The following is a 23176-nucleotide window of genomic DNA, read 5'->3' as shown; positions in this document are numbered from 1 at the left end:
TTCGTCCATTAGGCTTAAATACGAATTTTATCGAAAAAAGCCAATAACATGAATAACGAAATAGGACGTAAAATAACTAGTCTTACATTAATGACAATTATGTTAGCCGGTGGACTGACATTTGCAATTCCAGGAATGGAACCAGCATTTGCAGCCAACGCTAACCTATTTGTTTCCGCAGAAAACTCTCAGTTTGATAACTATATGTCAGGACCTCAAGTAATTGAGGTCGTAATCATTGATAGCGATATCAATGACACTGATCAGGCTAAGGGTGAACCAGATGTTACCGTAAACGGCAAAGACCTGAGAATGGTACAAGCAGTAGACGGTAACTGGTATGGATACTTTGCAGATAGAAACATGGCTTTAATCGCTGACTCTACAACCACAGTTGCAGACCAAGGTCTCGACTTTGGTAGATTTTGTTCCGCAACTACAGCTGGAAATATCGTTGGTATTACACTTGATCAAACATCAGGTGTTGCAGTACCAATTGATAGTACCACAGGTACTTCCCCAGCTGATGGTTCTAACGGCGTTTCAACTGGTGGCGTAATCACTACCGCATGTACCGATGGTACAACTGGTGGTGCAAACGCTAACATCAACGTAGTTAGAGAAGCAAAATTACTGAATACAAACACTGCTGGTAACCCCGCTACTACTGAACTCAGTACATCAGTGGAAGGTACCATCGGTGGACAAATCGGTGCAGATTCTTCATATTGGCCATTCGTTCAACTATACAATCTAAACCCAACAGGTAACGTTGTCGTACAGTACAACAAAGGTGGTGGTGCACAATCAACAACACTCACTTTTGATACTGTTGACAACTTTGCAAGTGCAAGTTTAGATAGAGCAGTATATCCACAAGGTTCACAAGTTCATGCCACGATTACCGATCTTTGGCTCAACATTGACCCAACAGATGAGGACTCATGGACATGGGGTGCATCTAGCACAAACTCTACCACATTCTATCAAGTATTTGATGAGAATGGTGGACTTGCAGGTGACGGTACCGCTGGTGGTGTCATCGACATTTCATCATCATTATCAGCCTTGATGTGTGAAGATAATTGTGTTCTCTTACTAAATGCCGATACACAAAACACTGGAACTTCAGTCATTACCATTCAGGATAATGGCGATTCAGTAATACAGGGTGATACAGAAAACCCAGCTACAGCCTTTACAAACGGCATTGCAGCAGGTTCTTTACCAATCACCGTTACTGAACAAGGACCAAACAGTGGCGTATTCGGAACTTATGATGAGGGAGATGTATCCGCACTCAAGATAGCAGAAACTGCCCCAAGAGGCAAGTCTGCTTCTCTTGATTACAACGAAAGCCCAGTTACCATACTTGTAGGATTTGGATTCGGTACAATTGACATGCAACCAACCGATGACGAATGGAACTCTGGTGAAGAGATTCCAGTAGTCCTCGTAGATAGTGATGCTAACAAAAACAGTAGAGCAGATGAAGACCTTGACCTAAACGATCCATCTGTAGATTTGATCCCAGCTCTTAGAACTGGTGATCCATTTACAATTGGTGAAGCAGGTGATGGTACAATCGCACAAACTGCAGCAAAAGCTGTCTATACAAACTTCGCTGGTCTAACAGGATCTCCTGGTGCATTAGCTGCCATAACTGGTGATAATGGTACTGCAACTATTGCTGTACAAAAATTCAGCCAGAGAGCAATCCTAAGCACAACCAGTACAAGTACTGTTGACTCAATTGTTATCGATCTCCGAACAACCTTAGATGAATTACATCAAACAATCAGCGATCCAACATTAACTGCTAACCATAACTTTAACTTCCTTAACTTAGATGTTAGAAGTTTCTCTACTGGTACATTTGATGTCTACTTGTTGAACAGTACTAGTGATATCATCACTGCTACTGGTTTGGTAAACAAGACTGCAACCATCAATGCAATACAACTTGCAAATGATGTAAATGCACAATCAGGTTTGATCAGTTTGAACAATGCAACTATTCAATCATACATCTTTAATGGTACAACAACTAATGCTGCAACAGCCCAAAAAATTGGTTTGTTGATTCAAGCAAACTCTACCGTTACACTAGATGATACTGATAATCCAATAGTTGCTGACTTCTTCAACTTTGGTTTCACAAATGATGGATTGGAAAGCACTGAAAGAATCGCTAACCAAATCATCAGAATTGAAGCCGAAGAGACCGGTGATAACACAAGCACCTTTGAAGGTAGCTTGGAGTATGTCATGGTCAATCAGCTAAACATATTTGATGAAAATACATACCTCGGCCTTTCTACAATTGCAGATGACCCAAGTTTCATCGTGATTGAAGACCTAACAGATGAAGACTCTCCAAGAGTCAATTATCTTGACTTAGGTGCTGATGGTGTATCAACACAAATTGCTGATCAACAAGAAGCTCCATCTCATTCAGGAATTGTTTCATTCGATCTAGATTCATACAAGAATGCTGACACAGTTACAATTACAATACAAGACGCTGACCTTAACGTAGACTCTGATCTTATTGATATCTATACCGTAGTCTCCACCGTTGGTGACGCCAATAGAGACGTCGTAGGAAGTGCAACCATTGCTAATGGTGGTACATCCTTCGCACTATCTGATGGTGATCAACTAGGTAGATTACTAGATGTCTCATTCGATAACGTACTTTGGACCGCTGCCAATGTAGGAGGCACCTGTACATTAGATGCAGGTGTTGATACTGGTCTTGCCGCAACTGGATTTACTCTAGTTGAAACCGGTACAGAAACTGGTGTATTCATTGGTGACTTCCAAATCCCATCTGCATTTTGTAGATCCACAACATCTACATCCGAGTCCGTAACTGGACTTGACATTGAAGTCGACTATGTTGACTTTAGAGATGCATCTGGTGAAATTATCGAAGTTGGCGACTCCGCAGGAGTTCGTGCAAACACAGGATCAGTAAGTCTTGACAGAACAGTCTATCCGGTACCATTTGGTATTCCAGATAGATATGACACCAATACCAACAATTCACCAACTGGAAGATCTGTATTCCCAATCCACCAAACTGGAATGGATTCAACAGCAGGTCTTCAATCAGGTGAATTCTTGAATAAAGGTGGCTTAACTGTCCACGTTAGAGTTAACGATCCAGACTTTGATGTTTCCGCAAGTGGTGAAGATTCCATTGCACAAAATAAAGCAGGCACACCTTCAGTAGGTCCAGTTAAGCTCTCTGTAATTAGAGGTGCTTCAACTGTCATACTAGGATATGCAGGCGGTCCAAGCTCAAGCGCAGGTACTATAACCGTTGGTAACAGCGATTCAGCATCTGCAAGACAGTTTGGTCCAATGGATGAAATCGCACCAGATGCAGGAATATTTGAATCTGATATACTCATTAGATATACTGATGGTCCAGCAAGTGCCACATGCCCAGATACAGATAACTTTGTATCAATTGACGGCACAGCAGGCACTGATGTTCTTAACAGATTTAGCGTCGCCCCAGCAGCAGGTACAGATTATTGTATCCTACAAGGAGATATTCTCCAAGTAGAATACACTGATCCAGCTGATGCTTCAGGTGATGTTAACACTGTTACAGACTCTGCTACCTTCGATCTAAGAAACGGTGTATTGCAATCTGACAAATCTGTCTACATTATCGGATCCGATATGATCTTGACCCTCATTGAACCAGACTTAGATTTGGACAATGATCAGGCTGAGACATATGACTTGGACTTGATTGAATGGGACTCTGATGCCGCAACCGTCACCATGGGTGACGCTGGCGGTGAAGCAGGAGCATTTGATCCACAGCCAACAAACTTTAGAGAAACAGGTGACTCTACTGGAATCTTCCAGATTGTTATCGAAATTCCTAAAGTATTAGCTAATGATAACCTTGAAAGAGGAGAAGAAATTATCCTCGAGTATACGGATTGGGGTCCATCAGGAGCTGATTATGTAGGTAACGAAGATGAAGATGTCAACTTGACAATATTCACTTCTAACTTTGGAGCAACTGTAGAGCTTGACCAAAAAGTCTACACATGGACTGATAAAGTATACATTACCATTGTCGCACCAGATCACAACTTTGACAGTGACCTAGTTGACTCAATTGGAGACACTGATTTAGACCCAATAAAGGTCTCAACCAGAGGATTCAATATTGACAACTACAAACTCGTCGAAACTGGTACCGATACCGGCATCTTCACAGGTGAAGTAATCCTAACAGGATTTGCTCACGATGCAGATGGCAAAGATGGTTCTGATACTAACCCAAGAACATCAGCAGACGGCTCCGGCCCAACTGATGGATACCTACAAACTGACGATGATGACGGACTTACAGTCTCCTTTGAATTCTCAGAGGATGAAACTGTAGTTGGTTCATCATTGATTAGATGGAATATTGGTGAAGTTCAATGGCTTGAAGCAAGCTATCCAGCTAGCGGAACAGGTGTTGTAAGAGTAATTGATCCAGACATGAACTTAGATCCAGAAGCAGTCGACAACTTCGATGTCGATGTGTGGTCTGACTCCGATGCCGGAGGTATTGACCTTACTGTAACTGAGACTAATGAGGCAACCGGAATATTCGAGGGTACTGTGTTCTTCACAACTACTGACGAATCTTCTGGTCACAGACTCAGAGTCGCAGAAGGTGACACTGTCACCGCAGAATATGAGGACAATACACTACCAGATCCGTACACAACTGCAGATGAACTTGATATTACTGCCACTTCACTAATCGGCACTGTAGTACCACCTCTCGAGAGAGCACCAGCTGCTAACTTGAGAACCGTTGATGCATTCGGTAACAGTTTAGATACTGTCTCCGTTGACCAACAGGTACAAATCAGCGCTGACTTAGCAAATGGTCAGGATAGAGAGCAACCATTCGCATACTTGGTACAGATCCAGGATGGTAACGGTGTTACAGTCTCACTAGCATGGATTACAGGTTCACTATCTGCTGGTCAATCATTCAGCCCGGCATTATCATGGATTCCAACACAAAGTGGTAGCTACACAGCAACTGCATTTGTATGGGAATCAGTAGATAATCCAACGGCATTATCACCACCAGTCAGTACAACAATAACTGTAAAGTAAGATAACTAGTTCAAATTATCCTTTTTTTCTTTTTTTGAATCTCACTTAACGTAAGTTATGCACAATTTTTTCACAAGCAATATCTAGGAGAAGATTGAGGATAAATCAAATTGAAGTTTAAAATTTTACTTTCTCTTTTTTTTGTAATGATGCTAATGGCTGCACCAAATTCATTTGCAGAACTTGAACTATTTACAAATAGCAAAGTATACTCTCCTGAACACACTCTGCAAGTTTACGGGAAAGGATTGCCTGAGGAAAATCTAATTATTCGAATTTTTGCTCCTGATGAATCGATTGCAAAATTTGATCAAATAACAACTAATGAAGATGGTTCTTTTAATTATGGATTGTTAACATGGCCTGAACCTTCGACTAATTTTCCATATGGGACATATACTGTTGAATTAATCAGTACAGAACAAAATGGTTTATCTCAAAAAATTGATGTAAAGTTTTCATCTACAACAGAACTACTTGATGTCCCTGTAGAAAGAAATGTCAATACTTTGGTTTTTGCTCCAGAAACTGCAGCAATTAATCAACCAATCAGAGTATTTGTTCAAACAACTAGTGATGGGCTTTTAGTAGGAAATGAACCACGTGAATTATTAGGTACAACACATGTTCATCTTCCATCTGGAATATCTGTGACATTAACTAATTCATTTAAAACACTTCATCAGGGATTGTATTATGTAGATTATACTCCAATAGAAGAGGGAACACATGTATTTCATGTAGTTGCGTTTAGCCAAGGAACTACCTCTCATGGTTCAGCCGCTACAAATGTTCTAAGCCAAGATCTTGGAGGGATCTCAGATCAAATAGTAAATCTGAATTCAGTTTTGGATGAAACATCTAGTCAACTAGATGTTCTAAAATCTGAAATTAAAGGATTTGACACAACTCTGAAATATGCAAGTAGTCAAATCGATGAAAACATAGGAACTTTTGCACTATCTGCAAAATCCATCAGCGAATCTTCTGCCCAACTCAACGCATTGTTACTGCCAATTATTGCATCAATAGGATTGATTGTTGCACTACAAATTGCAATTCTTGCTAGAAGAAGATAGTTATAATAAGATAAGAATAAAAAATTAATCAATGCCCAAAGCGGCTATCTTCTTTTTAATATTGCTTTTTTCTCCCATGATAACAAATTCACATGCGTTTGTTTCTGGTGATATCGACAATATTGTAACTTCTGAAAACAAACTAACTTTTGATTCAGATATTATACAAATAAATCCAGATTTTTTCGTTGAAAATAATTTTAAAAGATATTTGATTTTTGGAAACAATCTAGAACAAAATGATTTTTTAAAATCGAATTCAATTCATGGAATTCAATCTGATAGTGGATTCTTTTCTGTTGCGCTTCTTTCTGAAACTTCAGCATCTAATCTGGTTTCACAAGGATATTATGTTGTTGAGGATTTCAAACTGGATTTTCATTCTTTAAATGATCAAATTAAAGATGTTTCTAGGATTGGTGAGATAACAGGATCAAATTTAGCTAAAACAAATTATAATTCAACAGGAAATGGAACTGTAATTGCTATTGTAGATACTGGAGTTGATTTCTCAAACCCAGACATACAGCATTCACTTGCACGAGATGAAATTAATCACCCCATGATGCTAGATCCTGATGGCCAAGGAATTGTATTGACAAATGCAACCTTTTTTGCATATATTGACAAAAATGAAATTATACGAAATTATAGCAAACCGATTCCATCTCACATGACCTCATCTGCATATGTTACGCGTGATGGAGTATTCCTTGATGTATCTCAAGGTGGTAAAGGCAGTGACATACCAATATACAATTCATTTTTCCCACAGATGGGAACTTCAGTAATTTTTAATGGTACGTTATCAAATGATATGAAAATTGGCGATGATAATAGAAATTATATCAAATCAAAAAGTGGAATTTATCATCTTGGAGTGATATATCAAGGAGGATTGAGTGGACCGTTTGCTCGAATTCAAGTGGTACCAGTTCTAGTTGTTGACTCTTTCACACCTGGCGTATATGATACAATCATTCCTGATCTTAGTACTTCTTGGGAGGATTACACAAGATTTGATTTGGAATCTGGAAAAAAGCCAAACTACGATTTTGATTTTACTGATGAAAAACCAATTGTTTTAGGGAGTGGAAAAGAATTCCTTGTTTATGATTCAAATGGTGATGGGAAAAATGATTATAGTGCAGGAACATTTGGCGCTCAAGTTCTTGATGTTTATGGTGTGATTGAAAAAAATTCTACTGATGTCATTGATACTCTCAAAGCAATCAATGGAACTCTTTTGCCTGCTTTAGATTCTGATGGTGAATTTTTTGGTTTGATGACTGATTTTATGGGACATGGAACATCTAGTGCAGCATCAATTACTTCTCGCGGTCAAGAAACTTATGATATTTACAACAATTCCAAAAAATATTCCATCACTGGTGTGGCCCCTGATGCAAAGATTGTGCCAGTAAAGGCATTATGGTTTGGTGATACTGTATATGGTTGGTTATGGACTGCGGGATTTGAAAATGAAGATCACAATTGGAAATTTTCAGGAAAACCTAGAGTTGATATTATTTCAAACAGCTGGGGAGTGTCAAACTTTCCTAGTTTCAGTACCTCGCCTGGAATGGATATCCTATCATTGATTTTGAGCTTATTGGTTACACCCAATTCATTAGATGATGATTATCCTGGAGTAACAATAATTTCAAGTGCAGGAAATTCCGGTCATGGTTATGGAACAATAGGCTTACCAAATGCATCACCATTTGGAATTGCAGTAGGAGCAACGACAAACAATGTCTTTGTTGGATATGGTCCTTTCAAAGATCAACCCAGATTTGGAAATACAACTATTCATTCTAACAATGTCGTTGATTTTTCAAGCAGAGGCCCTAGTTCAATTGGAGATCCGAAACCCGATATAATGAGTATCGGTGCTCACGGATTTGTACCTTCAAATGTTTTAAAAGTCAACAAAGATTCCAAAGTTGAATCTTTCTCATTGTTTGGCGGTACTAGTATGGCTGCTCCTCTTGTATCTGGAAGTGCAGCAATTTTAATTGAAGAAATGAAAAAACAATCAAAAGACTATGATTCATTTCTGATCAAAAATATTCTCATGTCTACTGCAACTGATCTGCATAATGATCCTATGACTCAAGGATCTGGATTAGTAAATACTAAATCTGCTTTAGATTATGTTAATGGGGAAAATGGAGTTTTCATAGTTTACAACAACGGTTCATATGATAACATCAAAAAAGTTCTTGAACCTGCAATCAAAAAGATTAATTCAACATCAATTGGATTTGAAAAGTTTCAACTTTCTTCACACTCATTTCCTATGACAAGTTGGTTTGCAGGACAACTACTTCCAGGGGAAAGAAGCACCACGACTTTTACTGTTGAAAATCCAACTGATGATTATCTTACAATTAGCATAAAGCCTCAAACTTTATCATTAATGTCAAAGACACATCTTAACGGAACAACAATTGTACAACAACAAGATTCAATTTTAAACAAGACTGGCACTTTTGCTCCAAACTATGTTAAACTGTCTGAATTTGGCAATTCTACCGAACTTGTAACATTCTTTGACGAAGATGATCCAATTCCTGATAAATCGTCATTAATGATATTGAATGCAAATTTCCAATTCGATGATTTCATGAATAATACTTCGGATGTTTATGCCGATGATCTTAAAATTGCATCTCTCTACCTATATGATTGGATTGATAACAATAATGATACAAAAATTACTAGCAATGAATTATCTATGATTAATAGAGCTGGTTCTTGGGGAACTGTTCAAGAACTTAGGGTTTCAGAACCTGATGAAAAATTTGAAGGCATACCTTTAGTTGGAGTTTATCCTGTACCAACAAGATATTCTTATTGGCTTGGTGATACAAAACAAAATTCTACCTCGATGGATTATACCATATCTGCTAGTCATTACGAAAAAGAAAAATGGTCTTTACTTTGGCTCGAATCTGAAACGATTTCAATTCCCCCAAAAACATCATCAACAGTTGACGTGACATTGGTTACCCCAAATGATTTCAAAACAGGTGTGTATCAAGGATTTTTAACTTTTCAAAGTGATAGACATGTCGTAAATGCCCCTGTATCTTTTGTAATCAAACAACCTGTAATAGAAAATGATTCTGTGATTTTGATTAAAGGTATTCAAAGTGATGATGTACTTTATGGAAACGGGTACACTAAAGGCGCATTTGATATGGTCAACCGTTACATGGCTGGTGATTGGAGACAATATTATTTTGACATTCAAAATGAATCCATTAATTCTGCTGCTATAGAACTTTCTTGGATAAGCAATGATACGAATCTGTCTGTATTTGTAATGGATCCTTCTGGACAAATAGTACAAACAAATGTTCCCTCTGGTGTCTTTGGGCATTTTCTTGGATGGGCCTCACTTGATTGGCTTGGTAATTCTATCTTTAGTCAAGGTGGTGGATTTTTCCCAGTAAAAAACAAAGATGAAACATCAACAGTTCTCTATGTCCCAATTAATCAAACAGGAACATACACACTTTTGACACATTCAACTTTGTTTGGTGGTTCATCAACTACTGAACCAATTACACTTGTAGCTAAATTTTCAAACATTTCGCCTGAAATAATATTAGAGGATGAACGATCTGTGGAAACTGAATTTATTCCAAGTAATTCAAATAATGGTTCAGAAATACAACCTAAAACAATTACTCTATCTAAGGAAACAGAAAATACAATCTCTGAACCTACATTCAGTCTTGGTATTGGAATTGGCATAATTATTGGAATTGCGATCGGAATTGTTGTAATTTTTATCCTTAGACAAAAACCTCCTAAATAACTGAACAAGGTTTATAAGCAATTTGCCGAGTACGAGAGCTGAATGTCAGAACTGGGGACAAAAAAGTCTGGCGGATTATCCCGAAGAGACTTTCTCAAATTAATGGGGGCGGCAGGCACAGGATTAGCTTTTGCACCCTTTGTGCCGTTTGGCAACTTTATGCCAAATCCAAATCAGGCATCCCTTGAAAGAGTGCCAGTAATTTTGCCTGATGGTACACAAGCTAACATCAATAATTATCCCGTTAACCATGCTGAAGTAATCACCTATCCTGCAACTGGTGATGCTGCACTTGATGCAGAAGCATTTCGTAAATGGCAATTCATTAGATTGCCTGAGGAATTAGGTGGTGGAAAAAAAGATACTTCTTCTTTGCGAGCTTATAGTATGATTTGTTTACATCTTTGGTGTTTGTGGAAATATTGGCCTGATGAGGGCCGAAAAAGAGGTGAGTGTCCATGTCATGGAAGTATGTATGATCCAATAACTGGGACCGCATTTGTTGGCCCTGCATCTGTTCAAGCTGCACCATCAAATACATTGCCTAAACTAACTTTAGAAATTGATTCAGATGGTTTTGTATTTATCATGCCGCCAAAGTTTAATGCAAATGAAAATGGAGTAATAGGATATGGCCGTTTCGCTTGAAAGAAGAACTGGGGTTGTAGCATTCCTTTATTGGCTTTGGGATGGAGTAGATAGAACTATCTTTACTGCAATTAAATTTTCATTTCCTGCAAGATTCGTAAGTCCGTTTGGATTTTTAGGAATGCTTACTTTTATTGTATTTATTATTCTTGGAGTTTCAGGAGCTCTGTTGATGTTTTATTATCAACCAATTCTTGATAGAGCATGGGATAGTGTTCAATTCATCAATGATGAAGTTCCGTTTGGTTTTCACATTCGAAATATTCACTACCATGGCTCAAATGCTATGGTTCTTTTAGCAGTTCTTCACATGTATTATCAGTACTTTAGTGGAAGATACAAAATTAGAAATGAAGTTTTATGGATGACCGGTGTTATCTTAGGTACTGTAACTATTCTTGAAGCATTTACTGGATACGACGTAATTTTTAGTGAAAGAGCAGAACTTGCAATTAGTATTGCCGCGTCGTTGACAACATCCATTCCAATAGCTGGACCGACGATTCGTGATGCGGCGTTAGGTAGTGGTTTCTCTGACTTTGTGTTACGATTCTATGCACAACACGTATTCTTGTTGCCTATTGTAATGCTTGGATTAATGGCAGTACACTTCCCAAGATTTCTCGTCTTTGATGTACCAATGGTTATGGCAATTGGCGGTGCTATTTTGATCACTGGTGGTGTATTCCCAATTGATATGGGATTCAAGTTTGAACCCACAGTTCCGCCCGGTGTAACTGTCCCTGAATGGTATCTTACAGGAATCTATGCATTCATGAGAACACAATATGACAAATTTGTTACAGGCTTGCTGTGGCCATTACTGTTCATTATATCGTTTGTACTGATTCCGTTTATCGACAGATACAAGAAATTCTCATGGAGAGATAGACCAATTATTACTGCATTTGGAATAACAAGCCTTGCCCAAATCATGGTTACTACATACTGGGGATTCTATATCTCACCAGATATCTCGGTTCCATTAGTAGAGCGTTTGGTAATTGATCCAATATTCTTCTACTCTACAATGATCTTGCTGGTACCATTAGGATTTGGATTTACTTACATGATGATCAAGCTAGCAAATGAGGCAGAAAGAAAATCAAAACTTGCAAAAAGTAACGGTCCACAAAAAGTTGCAACCATCAATCTATCTGAAAAATGGATTAACTGGTTACTTGTTGCACTTTTGGCATTCCAAGTATTCTTAAACATTGCAGCTTACAACGCAGCTTTGACAGGAATGAAGAATGTTTCATTGTTCTTTATCGGAATTATACTGCTAGTGTTTGCTGCATTCTTCCATGTGTATAGATATGCAATGAGCCAACAAAAGAATGCTCCACCACCAGCACCTGTGCCTGTGGTTGAAGAAAAACCAAAACTCGCAGAACCAGTACCTGTGGAATCAAGTAAATCTCTAGACGATAAAACAGCATCTGATGTAAATCCCGCATCAAAAGAATTGGCACCAGAAGTATCTGTACCAAAAACTCAAGCAGACTTGGGTGTTGGTGTAAACAACAATTCAAATGTTGGTTCTAACGATCTTGATGGAGTGAAAAAATTATGAGTGCCCCTACATCAAGTCATGCATACGGTATTGGAATGATTGCACTAATTATTGGCATGTCTGCATCTGTTGTATTTTACACTTCATTTTATCTTCCTGAATCTTTGGCAAAACCATCCGTTGATGAACATATCTTGAATCCTGAAAAAAGTTTACTAATTGAAATTGTTCCAGGTGCAGTCATTGAAGGAAATCAAAACTATGTTCCAAATAAAGCAGATGCTTTACTATCTATTAACAATCTTGTAGTATGGAAAAATAATGATGACACTGCACATACTGTAACGCCTGATCATAGAACCTCTGATAGCTATAGTGGTGATTTTGGTTCTGAAGGCGTTCTTAAACCCGGTGATACATATGAATTCCTATTTACTGAACCGCAAGAAATTCATTATCATTGCCAACCTCATCCATGGATGAAGGGATCTTTAATCGTAGAAGTAAGTAGATTCTAGATAGAATATTTTGCAAAAATTATTTTACTTTCAATTTCTTTATGTTGCTCAATAATTGATACTCTGAATTTTATTTCATGTTCTTGCTTTGGCTCAAAATTTATTATTGCTGTAAATTCAGCTTTATGTTCTGGCATGACATCTTTATTGATAAATAATCTTGAAACATTTTGAGAAATCTTCTTTCCATTATATGATTTGTAAATAATGTGTTCATTTGAATCTGAAATTTGTGTGTTAATCACAACTCCATCATATCTTCCAGGATATGAAACCAAAATTGTTCCTCTGATTTCCGAATCTGGATGAATATCTGTTGAATTTAGTTCAAATTCTAAATCTTTCATAATCCCTTTGCTTCTAAATCTGAATAATAGCTTTGTTAAGCGGGCCCAAAGGGCTTCGATCCCTTGACCATCGGATTAGAAGTCCGGCACTCTATCCATGCTGAGCTATGGGCCCAAAAATCTAGCAATTAATTACCATTTTAAGGGTTTACAGCCACTTTTTTTGATAGTTTTCTCTTTCCATCTTAAAGAGAAATTGTTGTGCATATCCTGCAAAGGGACCAAAATGATTAACGATTTTTTCATGAAGAATTCCATATTGTTTTTCTGTAATTGTTTTAGTTTCAAGTTGAAATTTATCTGAATAATATTTCTCTAGAATTCTGATCATCCATCTATCTAATGGAAATGATTCTAATTTGTTTAATGAAAATAACATAATGCAATCTGCAACTTTGTTTCCCACTCCTGGAATTTGGCAAATCTCTTTTTTAGCTTCTTGATAGCTGCATTTTTTCAAGTATTCAAAATCAATCTTCTTCAACGCTGTTCTGTTTGCCGCTTCTTTGATAAAATTAGCACGGTATCCTACCCCGCAACTTTTTATTTCATTTATTGATGCCTTTGCAAGTTTTTCTGGTTTGGGAAATAAAAAAAACTCTTGATCATCAAATTCTGTTTTAATACCAAACCTTTTTGACATTTTTTCTAAACTATTTTTAATTTTTTGAATATTGGAGTTTGATGAGACAATAAATGAAATTAAACATTGAAAGGGATCTTGTTCAAATACTCTTAACCCTGGATATTGCTTTATAGCTTTTTTTGTAACGTCATCTTTTGAAATTGATTTAATAATTTTTTCAATATTGTCTTTTTTTCGAAAAAAATCTGTCTTATCATTTTGATATGATTTTATGTCTCCAGAATTAGTTATTTTTAGAATATCTTGACCGTTTACTCCATACCAATTTGCATTATTTTTTTTCCATAGAAATACCTGACCGCTATTTATCGAACTATCCACATTTATGACACAATTCTGCATTTTACACAGTAATTTCTTCATTGACTGCTGGAGAAAATGCTTCTAAACCAAATTGCTCATGAATTTCCTTGGCAAACATATCACATGATTCAGCATCACCATGAACAGTACACACTTTTGGATTTCCTTTAATTTGTTTAATCATATCAAACAATTCTTTTCTATCTGCGTGCCCAGAAAACTGAAATTGTTTTACTTCTGCTTTGACAGAAAGATCTTTGCCTCTAGTTGATACCATTCCTGTATCGAGTAATTTTCTTCCAGGTGTACCCTCACCTTGATAAGAAACTAGAGCTATGCCGTTTTTACTATCAAAAGATAATTGTTGTAAATAATACACTGCATTTCCTCCAACTAGCATTCCTGCTGGAGAAATTACAACACATGGTTCTTCCATAGCACGTTTTCTTTCAGAATGTTCTCTGATAGATGTTGCATGTTTTATTGCGTCTGAAAATACTTGTGGGTCTCTTAGATAATCTGGATGCTTGAACATTATCTCATTTACTTTTAATGCCATTCCATCCATGATTATCTTATGTTTGAAATTTGAACTTCTCAAGATACAAGCAATCTCTTGAGAGCGTTCAACTGAAAATGAAGGAATGAATAATATTCCTTTTCTATCCATAACTTCATTCGCAAATTCTATCAATTCTGCTTCTGATTCTTTTCTTGGTTTTTGTTCAGTCTTAGCATATGTGCTTTCAGTAATTAGTAAATCAATTTCCCCAATATCCAAATCCATTTCTTTGAGCATTCTAGAACCGTGAGTTTTAATATCACCTGTATAGAAAAGACGCTTTTTTTCTGATTCTACTATCACAGTGCTTCCGCCAATCACATGTCCTGATTCTCTTAGTTCAAAAGTTGCATTTCCTTTAGTAATTTTTTGTTTGAATCCAATCTCTTTTGCATTTCTCATCATATTGTTCACCTCTGGTAGGTCAAATGGGTGGGAATTTTTTTCAATTTTTAACATATCTTCAATCAATAATTTTGAAAGATCAAATGTAGGTGGAGTTGCATAAACATCAGTATTCCCACTTACAAAAAGAGATGGAACATTACCTGAATGATCTAGGTGAGCATGAGTTATGATAATTGCATCCAAATCTTTTGGTTTCACATGTATTGGATATTGTGGTGGACTACCCCTGCGACCAAACATTACTCCATAATCTAATAGTAATTTTGTACCATTACAATCTACTAAAAATCCAGATCTGCCTACTTCGTTTGCAGCACCTAAAACTTTGACATTCAAGAATTAAAATGATATTTAATCTATGTTAAAACCTTCTTAGAGACGATCCGATCATTGTGCCTATCATGGAATCTACAAAAGCTTTAATTAGTGTAAGCTAAGATTCGATCCTCATGGGAAGAAGCTTCCAAGAATGGTTAGGACAACAAGATCAAGCCGTCGTCGCTAAAACACGTGCAGGTGACGAAGCAAACAAACCACTCCTAAACCAAATTAACTGGATTTGGGTTAACAATCTGATGAATCAGAAAGCAGACCTTAATCCATCTTCAGCAGAACTACTTGACTGGGTTACTTCTGGTCAAATAGATGCAATGAGAAAATAAACGTGTAAAACACGTTATCTTTTTGTTTTTTAAATTCTTCAATCTAGATTCTGCGCACGCATTTTGACTCGATCATTTTCATAACAGGGTTATGAATTTCAATCATGGTTTAAATAGTCACCAAACAATCTTAACATTGTAATGCCAATAGCAATACTTCCAGACATTGATGAACAAAGATGTATCGGATGTGCACTATGTGTAGAAATCTGTACAACTCTTGGTCCTGATGTCCTTAGAGTAAAACCTGTTGAAGGCTGGAAGAGAGGTAAAGCATTTGTTTTCTACCCAGAAAGATGTATTTCTGATGGTGCATGCATAGGTGTATGCCCAACAAAATCAATCTTTTGGATGAGACCAATGAATTACACAGCTGGACAACCAGTACCTCTTCACAAAAACGGTATCTTCATCAAAGGTTGGGCAGAAGACGCCGCTCTATAAGCAGCATCTTTTAGCACATTCTTTTTTCTTATTTTTAATTATCCAAAAGATTTTTTCTTGATCTCTTTTGGTAATGTTTTTACAAAATGTTTTAGGAATGCATCTTCTTTATCATAATGAATTTCTAAAAATTTATTATTTGAAAAAAAATCATTCCATGTTTTTTCAAATGTAGGAAATTCTTTTGGTTCAAAATCAATTCTAGACGTCTCATGATGTGCGGCTGGAAAAATATCTGATATTTCAATCGGGATTAATCCTAACACTGGATTATATTGGCATACTTGAAATGATTCAAAATCTTTGAGTTTCTTTTTTAGCCCGGTATATTGATGAGATAGATATCCTGGCTTTGTACTGGATTCTTTAGTTATGATTATTTTCTTTTTCTTTGATTTGAATTTTTTAACAATTTTCTGGAAAGACTGAACCTCTGGTCTGTATTGATCCTCTTTGCTAAATAAGAAAATTGCCTTTTCTTTGAATTTTGGAGTCCCTAAACCAAGAAATTCATAATTTTCAGTCATCACTTCGATCATTTCAAATAGTTTGGGATGGGCTCTTGCCTTTTTAATTACATATTCCCATAACCTTCCCTCGTGAATCGCTTGTTTTACTTTGTCAACTTCAAGTTTAATTGCATACAAGTTATGAATTGCCAATTGATTGATCTTTTCAGTTGCCTCTAACTGATGGAATTCCTCAGGGGTATATTTTGAACATATTTCACAATTGCATGGAAATACAGCAATATCTGATAAATAGCGTGTACCATCATCTGTGATGTATCTTAGCTGTTTGGCATAAAGCATGTATGATGCTGAATCAAACGTATCGCATCCCAAAGCTATGGCAAATGGAATTGTTAGAGGATGTCCCGCACCAAAAAGATGTAATGGAATTGATTGTGGCATATGTTTTTTTGCAGCTACTATCATCTGTGCTAATAATCTATATTCATATGACTCCATGAATTCAACTGGACTACCTAAAGCAAGCATCTGAAAACCCATGTCTACTAAACTCTTTGTAGATTTGCCAACCAAATCAAAGTGCTCACCTCCTTGAATTGGACCGATCCAAATTTGACCATTATCTGCTTTGCTATCAAGTGTTTCCTTTGAAACTTTTAGAGTATGTTTAACATAAGCTTCTGCTTTTTTAATTGGCATTCCATATCCTGTTGGTTTATCAAGTGGAATTGCAAAATCAGTTAAGATTGCTTTTTCAAAATTTGCCATATCTGGTGGCAATACATCCACATCTCCATATTCTAAAACTTGATATCCTCCAGAATCTGTCATGATTCCACCATCAAAATCAATTATCTTATGAATTCCTTTTTCAATTGCTTCATTGCCATAATTGTTTTTTGTAATGTATGCATTAGTAATTACTAAATCAAAACCTATCTCTCGAATTTTTTTAGATGGAATTGTTTGCTTGACTGGATGAATTACTGGAACATATGCTGGGGTCTCAATTTTTCCATGATTGGTATACAGCGTACCTATTCTTCCAGCTAGATCCGTTTTAGAAATTTCAAACAAGTAATTACACAAAGTCAAAGGCGTTATTTAATCAATCAACAAAAAATTTTCCTAAATCCTTATTTTTTTTGACTAATTCAAGCCAATCAACTTGGTCATTTTTGTCTTTTTGTGAAATTACCTGCATTACCTGTTCTGTCACCTCTGAAATAGTTTTTTCAGTGACATTTATCTCAAATACTTTTTCTTGAAATTTGTTAATTGAATCATGAGCAATAATTCCTAGAATCTCGCTGCCTGCATTTTCTTTGCATTTCTCATCAGAGTAATTCCTATCTTTGTAAACTGAAATTAAATCATAAGGACTTCTTCTTAAAACAATCATGATTTTGATCTGATTTTTTCTTAAAACATAAGGTGCCAAATGCCCAACAATGATGTTTTTTTCAGAAATCTTTTGTTTTAGAATTTCCTCTAATTCTTTAACATCGATGTCATTTGTATCATCATTTTTTTCAAATAGACCTGACTCTTTTGCAACAGTGTTAATGTCTATTATAGATAATCTCATTTTTTCAGCAATTTTTTCTGTGATTGTATGTTTTCCAACTCCTGGATTTCCTGTGATTACAATTGACATGTTTTGAAAACCTGATTCATAGATTAAACGATTTCTGCAATACTAATAAGTAGAATTGAGTTTTGCACAATATTGCAAATTGGTTTACTAGGAAAGGCAAATGTAGGAAAATCTACCTTCTTTTCAGCAGCAACTGAAACTCCTGTAGCATCTGGGAATTTCCCCTTTACAACTATTGAACCAAATATTGGAGTAGCATATGTAAAAGCAGATTGTGCATGTAAGCATTTTAAAATTAAACATGACAATGAATTATGTGTAAATGGAACTCGATTTATTCCTGTAAAACTAATTGATGTTGCAGGATTGGTTCCTGGTGCACATGAAGGTAAAGGATTAGGTAATCAATTTCTTGATGATGCAAGACAAGCTGAAGTTTTAATTCATGTTGTTGATATTGCAGGAACTACTGATATTCAAGGCCAACCTGTTCCAGCTGGAATTCATGATCCGTTAGAAGATGTTGCTTTTGTTCAAGATGAGTTTGATCAATGGTTTGCAGATATTTTGAAAAGAGAATGGGATAAGATAACTCGTGAAATAGATCAAAAACGAGCAAAACTTACTGATGGTATTGCAAAAAGATTTTCAGGATTAGGAATTAAAGATTTTCAAGTTCAAGAAATTCTCCAAAAACTAGACTTCATGGCTAAAAATCCAAAAGAATGGGAGGAGAGTGACATTGAAACTTTTGTCAAAGAATTAAGAAAAAGTACAAAACCCATGATTATAGCAGCAAACAAAGCAGATCTTTGCCATGATCTTGAAATAATTAAAAAAATCCCTGACCCTGTAATTCCCTGCAGTGCAGAAACTGAATTACTTTTACGAAAGGCATCAAAAGCTGGAATTGTAAATTATTCGTCTGGTGATGAGGGTTTTACAATTGTTGAAGGAAAAGAAATACCGCTACCCCAACAAAAAGCACTTGACTTAGTAAAATCAGTTTTTTCAAAGATTCCAACAACTGGTATTCAAAAAATTTTAAACACTGCAGTCTTTGACTCACTAAAGTTTATTGTAGTTTATCCTGTTGAGGATGAGACAAAACTTACCAACAAAGATGGTGTTATACTACCTGATACAAAGTTGGTTCCTCAAGATTCAACTGCAAAAGATTTGGCAGGATTAATTCATGCAGATATAGCAAAAGGATTCTTGCATGCAATAGATTGTAAAACAAAACAAAGGATAAGTGGTGATCAAAAACTTAAAAATGGTGATGTTATCAAAATTGTTTCAACATTAAGTCGTGGATAGTATGTTAGGTCTTGGAATTGAGAGTACTGCCCATACATTTTCTTGTGCTATAATTGAGAAAACTGGGAAGAAAGGAAAAATTCTATCAGATGTTAGGAAAATTTACCGTCCAGATGAGGGAGAAGGGATTCATCCTCGTGAGGCATCTCGTCATCATATTGAAAATAGTTCGCTAGTTTTGTCTGATTGCCTTAAAGAAGCAAACATCTCCATCAAAGATTTAGATATTGTTTCATATGCTGCAGGTCCAGGATTAGGTCCATGTTTGCGTGTGGGTGCAGTAGTCGCACGTTCTTTGTCATCATTTTACAAAATTCCAATATATCCTGTAAATCATGCAATTGGACATATTGAATTAGGAAAATTATTGACTGGTGCAACAAATCCTCTCGTACTTTTGGTTTCAGGAGGTCATACTATGCTTTTGGCATTTCTAAATAAGCAATGGAGGGTGTTTGGTGAAACTTTGGATATTACTCTGGGTCAATTACTTGATCAGTTCGGGCGATCAATCGGATTTGCATCCCCATGTGGAAAAAATATTGAAGAGTTAGCAAATGCTTCTTCAAATTATGTCGCATTACCATATTCAGTAAAAGGAAATGATGTATCTTTTTCTGGATTACTGTCTGCAACCAAATCTGTTGCATTAAAAAACAAAGAAGATGCTTGCTATTCTCTTCAAGAAACTGCCTTTGCAATGATTAGCGAAGCTGTAGAACGTGCTTTATCATTTACAAGAAAAAAAGAACTAATGATTGTAGGAGGGGTTGCAGCTAATAGACGATTATCTGAAATGCTCAAGGATGTATGCAAAAGACATGGATGTAAATTTTTTGTAGTGCCATTACAATATGCAGGAGACTGTGGGAGTCAAATATGTTGGACTGGGCTCTTAGAATCTCAAGTTAAGCAAGGTGTTGCATTAAAAAATACATTTGTTACCCAATCTTGGAGATTAGATTCTGTCAAAGTACATTATTGATTCTTGTTTTCATCAATTGCTTGATCAATACTTTTAACCCAACCTTTAGTATTGAAAACTCCAAACTTGAAAGTTTGTTCCCCCTCATCTGTTTTTGCTGTAAAACACACTTTTTTCATTAGCAATCCTTCTTTCCATGTTTTTGTTACTTTGTCTAACGAAATATCCAAAACTGTATCCCCAAAACGTTTTGAAAAATCCATTATTCTTGAATTTGTTTTATCAAATGCTAATCTCTTGTTTGTTAATGTAAGAATTCCCGCACCCAGATTATCTTCACTACAATCTTCTTGTTTGATTCTCTTTTCTCCTTCATCCATGATTAATTTTTATTGAATTCTTCTGGATATAATGTTAATGAAACTAGTCAAAAAAGGAGCTGAAGCAGACCTATATCAAACTAAATGGCAGAATTCCAATGCTATACTAAAAATTAGAAAAATCAAAAAATATAGAAATCCTTCACTTGATTCAAAAATTCGTAAACAAAGAACAATTAAAGAATCTCAAACATTATCACTTGTAAAATCATATGGAATTCCTGCACCTCTTGTTTATTTTGTAAATTTAGATAAAACCTCAATTATTATGCAAGAAATTCCTGGAAAGCCTGTTCATGATTTGTCAGAATCAAAAATTATTGGATTATCAAAAGATATAGGAAAACTAGTTGGAACTTTACATAAAAATGGTATAATGCATGGTGATTTAACAACTTCAAATTTCATTTTATTTCAAAAAACTGTTTATGTAATTGATTTTGGGCTATCTCAAATCACAATAAAGCCTGAAGATCATGCAGTTGATTTGAGATTAATTAAAGAAATTCTTAACAGTGCTCATGCCAAAATCATGTTTTCATCATGGAAAAATTTCCTAAATGGATACAAATCAATAGTTGGCCAAGCCTACTATGCCAAAATAACTAAACTGGTCTCAGATATTGAAAGTCGTGGTAGATATGCACAAGTCGTTTGATCTATTTTTCGTTTCTTCAAACAGTCACAAATATCATGAGGCAAAGAACATTTTAGATTTATTTGGAATTAATCTTGGTTTTTTAAAATCTGATCTAAAAGAAATTCAATCAAATTCACTTCATGATATTGCAATCGCCAAAGCAAGAGATGCATTTTCTAAATTTAAAAAACCTCTCTTGATTGAAGATGACGGACTATTCATTGATTCCATTGCAGGTTTTCCAGGTCCATATTCATCATATGTTTTTAAAACTATTGGGAATAAAGGAATCTTAAATCTTGTAAAAAATAATCGCAATTCAAAGTTTGTATCAATTATTACTTATTGTGATAAAAATTATTTAGAGTCTTTTGTTGGTAAACTAAATGGAAAAATTTCCAAATCTCAAAAAGGAAAAGGTTGGGGATATGATCCTATTTTTATTCCAAATAATTCAAAAAAGACATTTGCTGAAATGAATAATAAAAATGAATTATCTCATAGATACAAAGCACTAAAAAAATTTTCTAAATGGTATTTGAATAAGTAGGAATATAACGATCAATAAATCGTTCATTGTTTTGTAAGATCGAAATTCTTGAAACAATGCTTTCATCCATCACTGAAAATATTTTACTTTGATTTGCAATTTCTTCACTAAATTTTTTTACTTCTTCCATTTCTAACATATTTGCATGCTCTAATCTATTAGTTGAACGTCCAATATGCATATACGATTTAATTTCAATAAAGTGTGGACTTGCTTTTTTGAACATTTCTGCAAATGCCGGAATATTTTCTTTTTGATCATTATACTCTCTGATTAAAGTTATTCTTAAAACTGTTCGAGTATTCAAATCCTTTAACATGTCAAGTGTTCTATTCCACCTTTCCCAAGAATCATCATATTTTGGTTTGTTGATTCTTACAAATGATTCATAATCGGCGGCATTTGTTGATAGATACAATTGCGTTGGTAATGCATCCTCGTCTTGTAGTTTTTGAATCATGTCTGGTTCTTGACCGTTTGTTACAAGAAAAATCGATTTTGTTGCTTCAAGCGAATTAAGATATTTTATCAATTCTGGAAGTTTAGGATACATTGTTGGTTCACCCGAAAGTGAAATTGCATAATGACTTGGTAGTAGAGATTCATCTAATCGTTGTTTATCGTTTCTTGAATCTCCATAATATCCATTGATTAGTTTTTTTCGTTCAGCCATTAACTTTGTTAAAATTTCTTCAGGTTCTGCAACATGTTCTGGTTCCATTTTCATTGAATCATAAAATTCCATTGGTCTCCAACAATACACACATCTGTTTTCACAATGCATCCCTGCTGGTGAAAATTCCATACATCTATGGGTTGAAATTCCATAAAACTTGTGTTTGTAACAACTACCCTCATGCTTGAATGATTTTTTTGTCCAATGGCAAAGTTCTACTGTTGAATGATCTGATACACCATACTTTGCTTTTTTTAATTGATCAGATATTGCTGGCTTGATCTGAATCAAACGATCTTCTTCCTCAACTGTCTCCCCAGAACAACTCATGAGTTCAGATCGTGTTCTGGTTTACTTAAATTGATCGAGATTTTTGTCTGACATGCAAACTTTTCTGAAATCTATCGATTTTTTTAGCAAATTCTAGAGTGAGGTTTAATAACTGGATCCTCGACGTATTTTTAGGCTTTGAAAAAAATACATAATTTGTCATTCTTATTGC

At 35.6% G+C, this 23176-nt stretch carries 19 protein-coding genes and 1 tRNA gene; 12 read left to right on the top strand and 8 right to left on the bottom strand.

Annotated elements, in window-relative coordinates:
* Positions 1-48: 48 nt before the first annotated feature.
* The 6 genes from NSED_RS08550 (at position 49) to NSED_RS08525 (ending at position 12741) form a co-directional block, all read left to right on the top strand.
* Positions 49-5151, top strand: a complete 5103-nt coding sequence (locus tag NSED_RS08550; protein ID WP_014965859.1) for a hypothetical protein — start codon at positions 49-51, stop codon at positions 5149-5151.
* Positions 5152-5297: 146 nt separating this feature from the next.
* On the top strand, positions 5298-6230 hold the full coding sequence (locus NSED_RS08545) for a methyl-accepting chemotaxis protein (protein WP_156800704.1): 933 nt from the start codon (positions 5298-5300) through the stop codon (positions 6228-6230).
* A gap of 76 nt (positions 6231-6306) precedes the next feature.
* The gene (locus tag NSED_RS08540) at positions 6307-10059 is read left to right on the top strand and encodes a S8 family serine peptidase (RefSeq protein ID WP_016940185.1); all 3753 of its coding nucleotides are present in this window, start codon (positions 6307-6309) and stop codon (positions 10057-10059) included.
* 42 nt (positions 10060-10101) lie between these two features.
* Entirely contained in the window at positions 10102-10707 is a 606-nt protein-coding gene (locus NSED_RS08535; protein WP_014965856.1) for a Rieske (2Fe-2S) protein, read from the top strand.
* Positions 10691-12283, top strand: a complete 1593-nt coding sequence (locus NSED_RS08530; protein ID WP_014965855.1) for a cytochrome b — start codon at positions 10691-10693, stop codon at positions 12281-12283. The genes NSED_RS08535 and NSED_RS08530 overlap by 17 nt, the downstream gene beginning before the upstream one ends.
* Entirely contained in the window at positions 12280-12741 is a 462-nt protein-coding gene (locus NSED_RS08525) for a cupredoxin domain-containing protein (protein WP_014965854.1), read from the top strand. The genes NSED_RS08530 and NSED_RS08525 overlap by 4 nt, the downstream gene beginning before the upstream one ends.
* Here the strand turns inward: NSED_RS08525 and NSED_RS08520 are convergent.
* From NSED_RS08520 to NSED_RS08505, 4 genes are all read right to left on the bottom strand, one after another.
* Positions 12738-13088, bottom strand: coding sequence for a hypothetical protein (locus NSED_RS08520; RefSeq protein ID WP_014965853.1), 351 nt, complete (start codon positions 13086-13088; stop codon positions 12738-12740). The genes NSED_RS08525 and NSED_RS08520 overlap by 4 nt on opposite strands.
* Before the next feature lie 40 nt (positions 13089-13128).
* Positions 13129-13203: transfer RNA gene (locus NSED_RS08515), tRNA-Arg, on the bottom strand.
* Between the two features lie 33 nt (positions 13204-13236).
* Positions 13237-14097: a DNA-3-methyladenine glycosylase family protein gene (locus tag NSED_RS08510; RefSeq protein WP_014965852.1), complete on the bottom strand. Its 861-nt coding sequence runs from the start codon at positions 14095-14097 to the stop codon at positions 13237-13239.
* Complete coding sequence (locus tag NSED_RS08505) at positions 14078-15343, bottom strand: MBL fold metallo-hydrolase (protein ID WP_014965851.1); 1266 nt, start codon at positions 15341-15343, stop codon at positions 14078-14080. The genes NSED_RS08510 and NSED_RS08505 overlap by 20 nt, the downstream gene beginning before the upstream one ends.
* 113 nt (positions 15344-15456) lie before the next feature.
* On the opposite strand from NSED_RS08505, the gene NSED_RS08500 reads away from it, so the two are divergent.
* Together NSED_RS08500 and NSED_RS08495 are read left to right on the top strand one after the other, a co-directional pair.
* Positions 15457-15669, top strand: a complete 213-nt coding sequence (locus NSED_RS08500) for a hypothetical protein (protein WP_012215921.1) — start codon at positions 15457-15459, stop codon at positions 15667-15669.
* Between the two features lie 141 nt (positions 15670-15810).
* Positions 15811-16113 carry an ATP-binding protein gene (locus tag NSED_RS08495; protein ID WP_007403030.1) on the top strand — a complete coding sequence of 101 codons (303 nt, stop codon included), beginning with the start codon at positions 15811-15813 and terminating at the stop codon, positions 16111-16113.
* Positions 16114-16151: 38 nt separating this feature from the next.
* Here the strand turns inward: NSED_RS08495 and tgtA are convergent, their stop codons facing one another.
* Positions 16152-17663: a tRNA guanosine(15) transglycosylase TgtA gene (tgtA, locus tag NSED_RS08490; RefSeq protein WP_014965850.1), complete on the bottom strand. Its 1512-nt coding sequence runs from the start codon at positions 17661-17663 to the stop codon at positions 16152-16154.
* 31 nt (positions 17664-17694) lie between these two features.
* The gene (locus NSED_RS08485) at positions 17695-18243 is read right to left on the bottom strand and encodes an adenylate kinase family protein (protein WP_014965849.1); all 549 of its coding nucleotides are present in this window, start codon (positions 18241-18243) and stop codon (positions 17695-17697) included.
* 72 nt (positions 18244-18315) lie between these two features.
* On the opposite strand from NSED_RS08485, the gene NSED_RS08480 reads away from it, so the two are divergent.
* Both NSED_RS08480 and kae1 read left to right on the top strand, forming a co-directional pair.
* Positions 18316-19503 (top strand): redox-regulated ATPase YchF, encoded by a 1188-nt coding sequence (locus tag NSED_RS08480; RefSeq protein WP_014965848.1) that lies wholly within the window; start codon positions 18316-18318, stop codon positions 19501-19503.
* A gap of 1 nt (position 19504) precedes the next feature.
* Positions 19505-20488, top strand: coding sequence for a KEOPS complex N(6)-L-threonylcarbamoyladenine synthase Kae1 (gene kae1 / locus NSED_RS08475; protein ID WP_016940188.1), 984 nt, complete (start codon positions 19505-19507; stop codon positions 20486-20488).
* Here kae1 and NSED_RS08470 read toward each other — a convergent pair.
* On the bottom strand, positions 20482-20808 hold the full coding sequence (locus NSED_RS08470) for a hypothetical protein (protein WP_014965846.1): 327 nt from the start codon (positions 20806-20808) through the stop codon (positions 20482-20484). The two genes, kae1 and NSED_RS08470, sit on opposite strands and share 7 nt — an antisense overlap.
* A 37-nt stretch (positions 20809-20845) precedes the next feature.
* On the opposite strand from NSED_RS08470, the gene NSED_RS08465 reads away from it, so the two are divergent.
* Positions 20846-21466, top strand: coding sequence for a KEOPS complex kinase/ATPase Bud32 (locus tag NSED_RS08465; protein WP_016940189.1), 621 nt, complete (start codon positions 20846-20848; stop codon positions 21464-21466).
* The gene (gene rdgB, locus NSED_RS08460) at positions 21450-21998 is read left to right on the top strand and encodes an RdgB/HAM1 family non-canonical purine NTP pyrophosphatase (protein ID WP_014965844.1); all 549 of its coding nucleotides are present in this window, start codon (positions 21450-21452) and stop codon (positions 21996-21998) included. Before NSED_RS08465 ends, rdgB begins: the two co-directional genes overlap by 17 nt.
* Here rdgB and twy1 read toward each other — a convergent pair.
* Positions 21976-23004 (bottom strand): 4-demethylwyosine synthase TYW1, encoded by a 1029-nt coding sequence (twy1, locus tag NSED_RS08455; protein ID WP_014965843.1) that lies wholly within the window; start codon positions 23002-23004, stop codon positions 21976-21978. The two genes, rdgB and twy1, sit on opposite strands and share 23 nt — an antisense overlap.
* Positions 23005-23176: the final 172 nt, after the last annotated feature.

Source organism: Candidatus Nitrosopumilus sediminis, from assembly GCF_000299395.1.
GTDB lineage: Archaea > Thermoproteota > Nitrososphaeria > Nitrososphaerales > Nitrosopumilaceae > Nitrosopumilus > Nitrosopumilus sediminis.
Note: the sequence above shows the minus strand (reverse complement) of the source record. Positions and strands in the feature narration are given on the sequence as shown.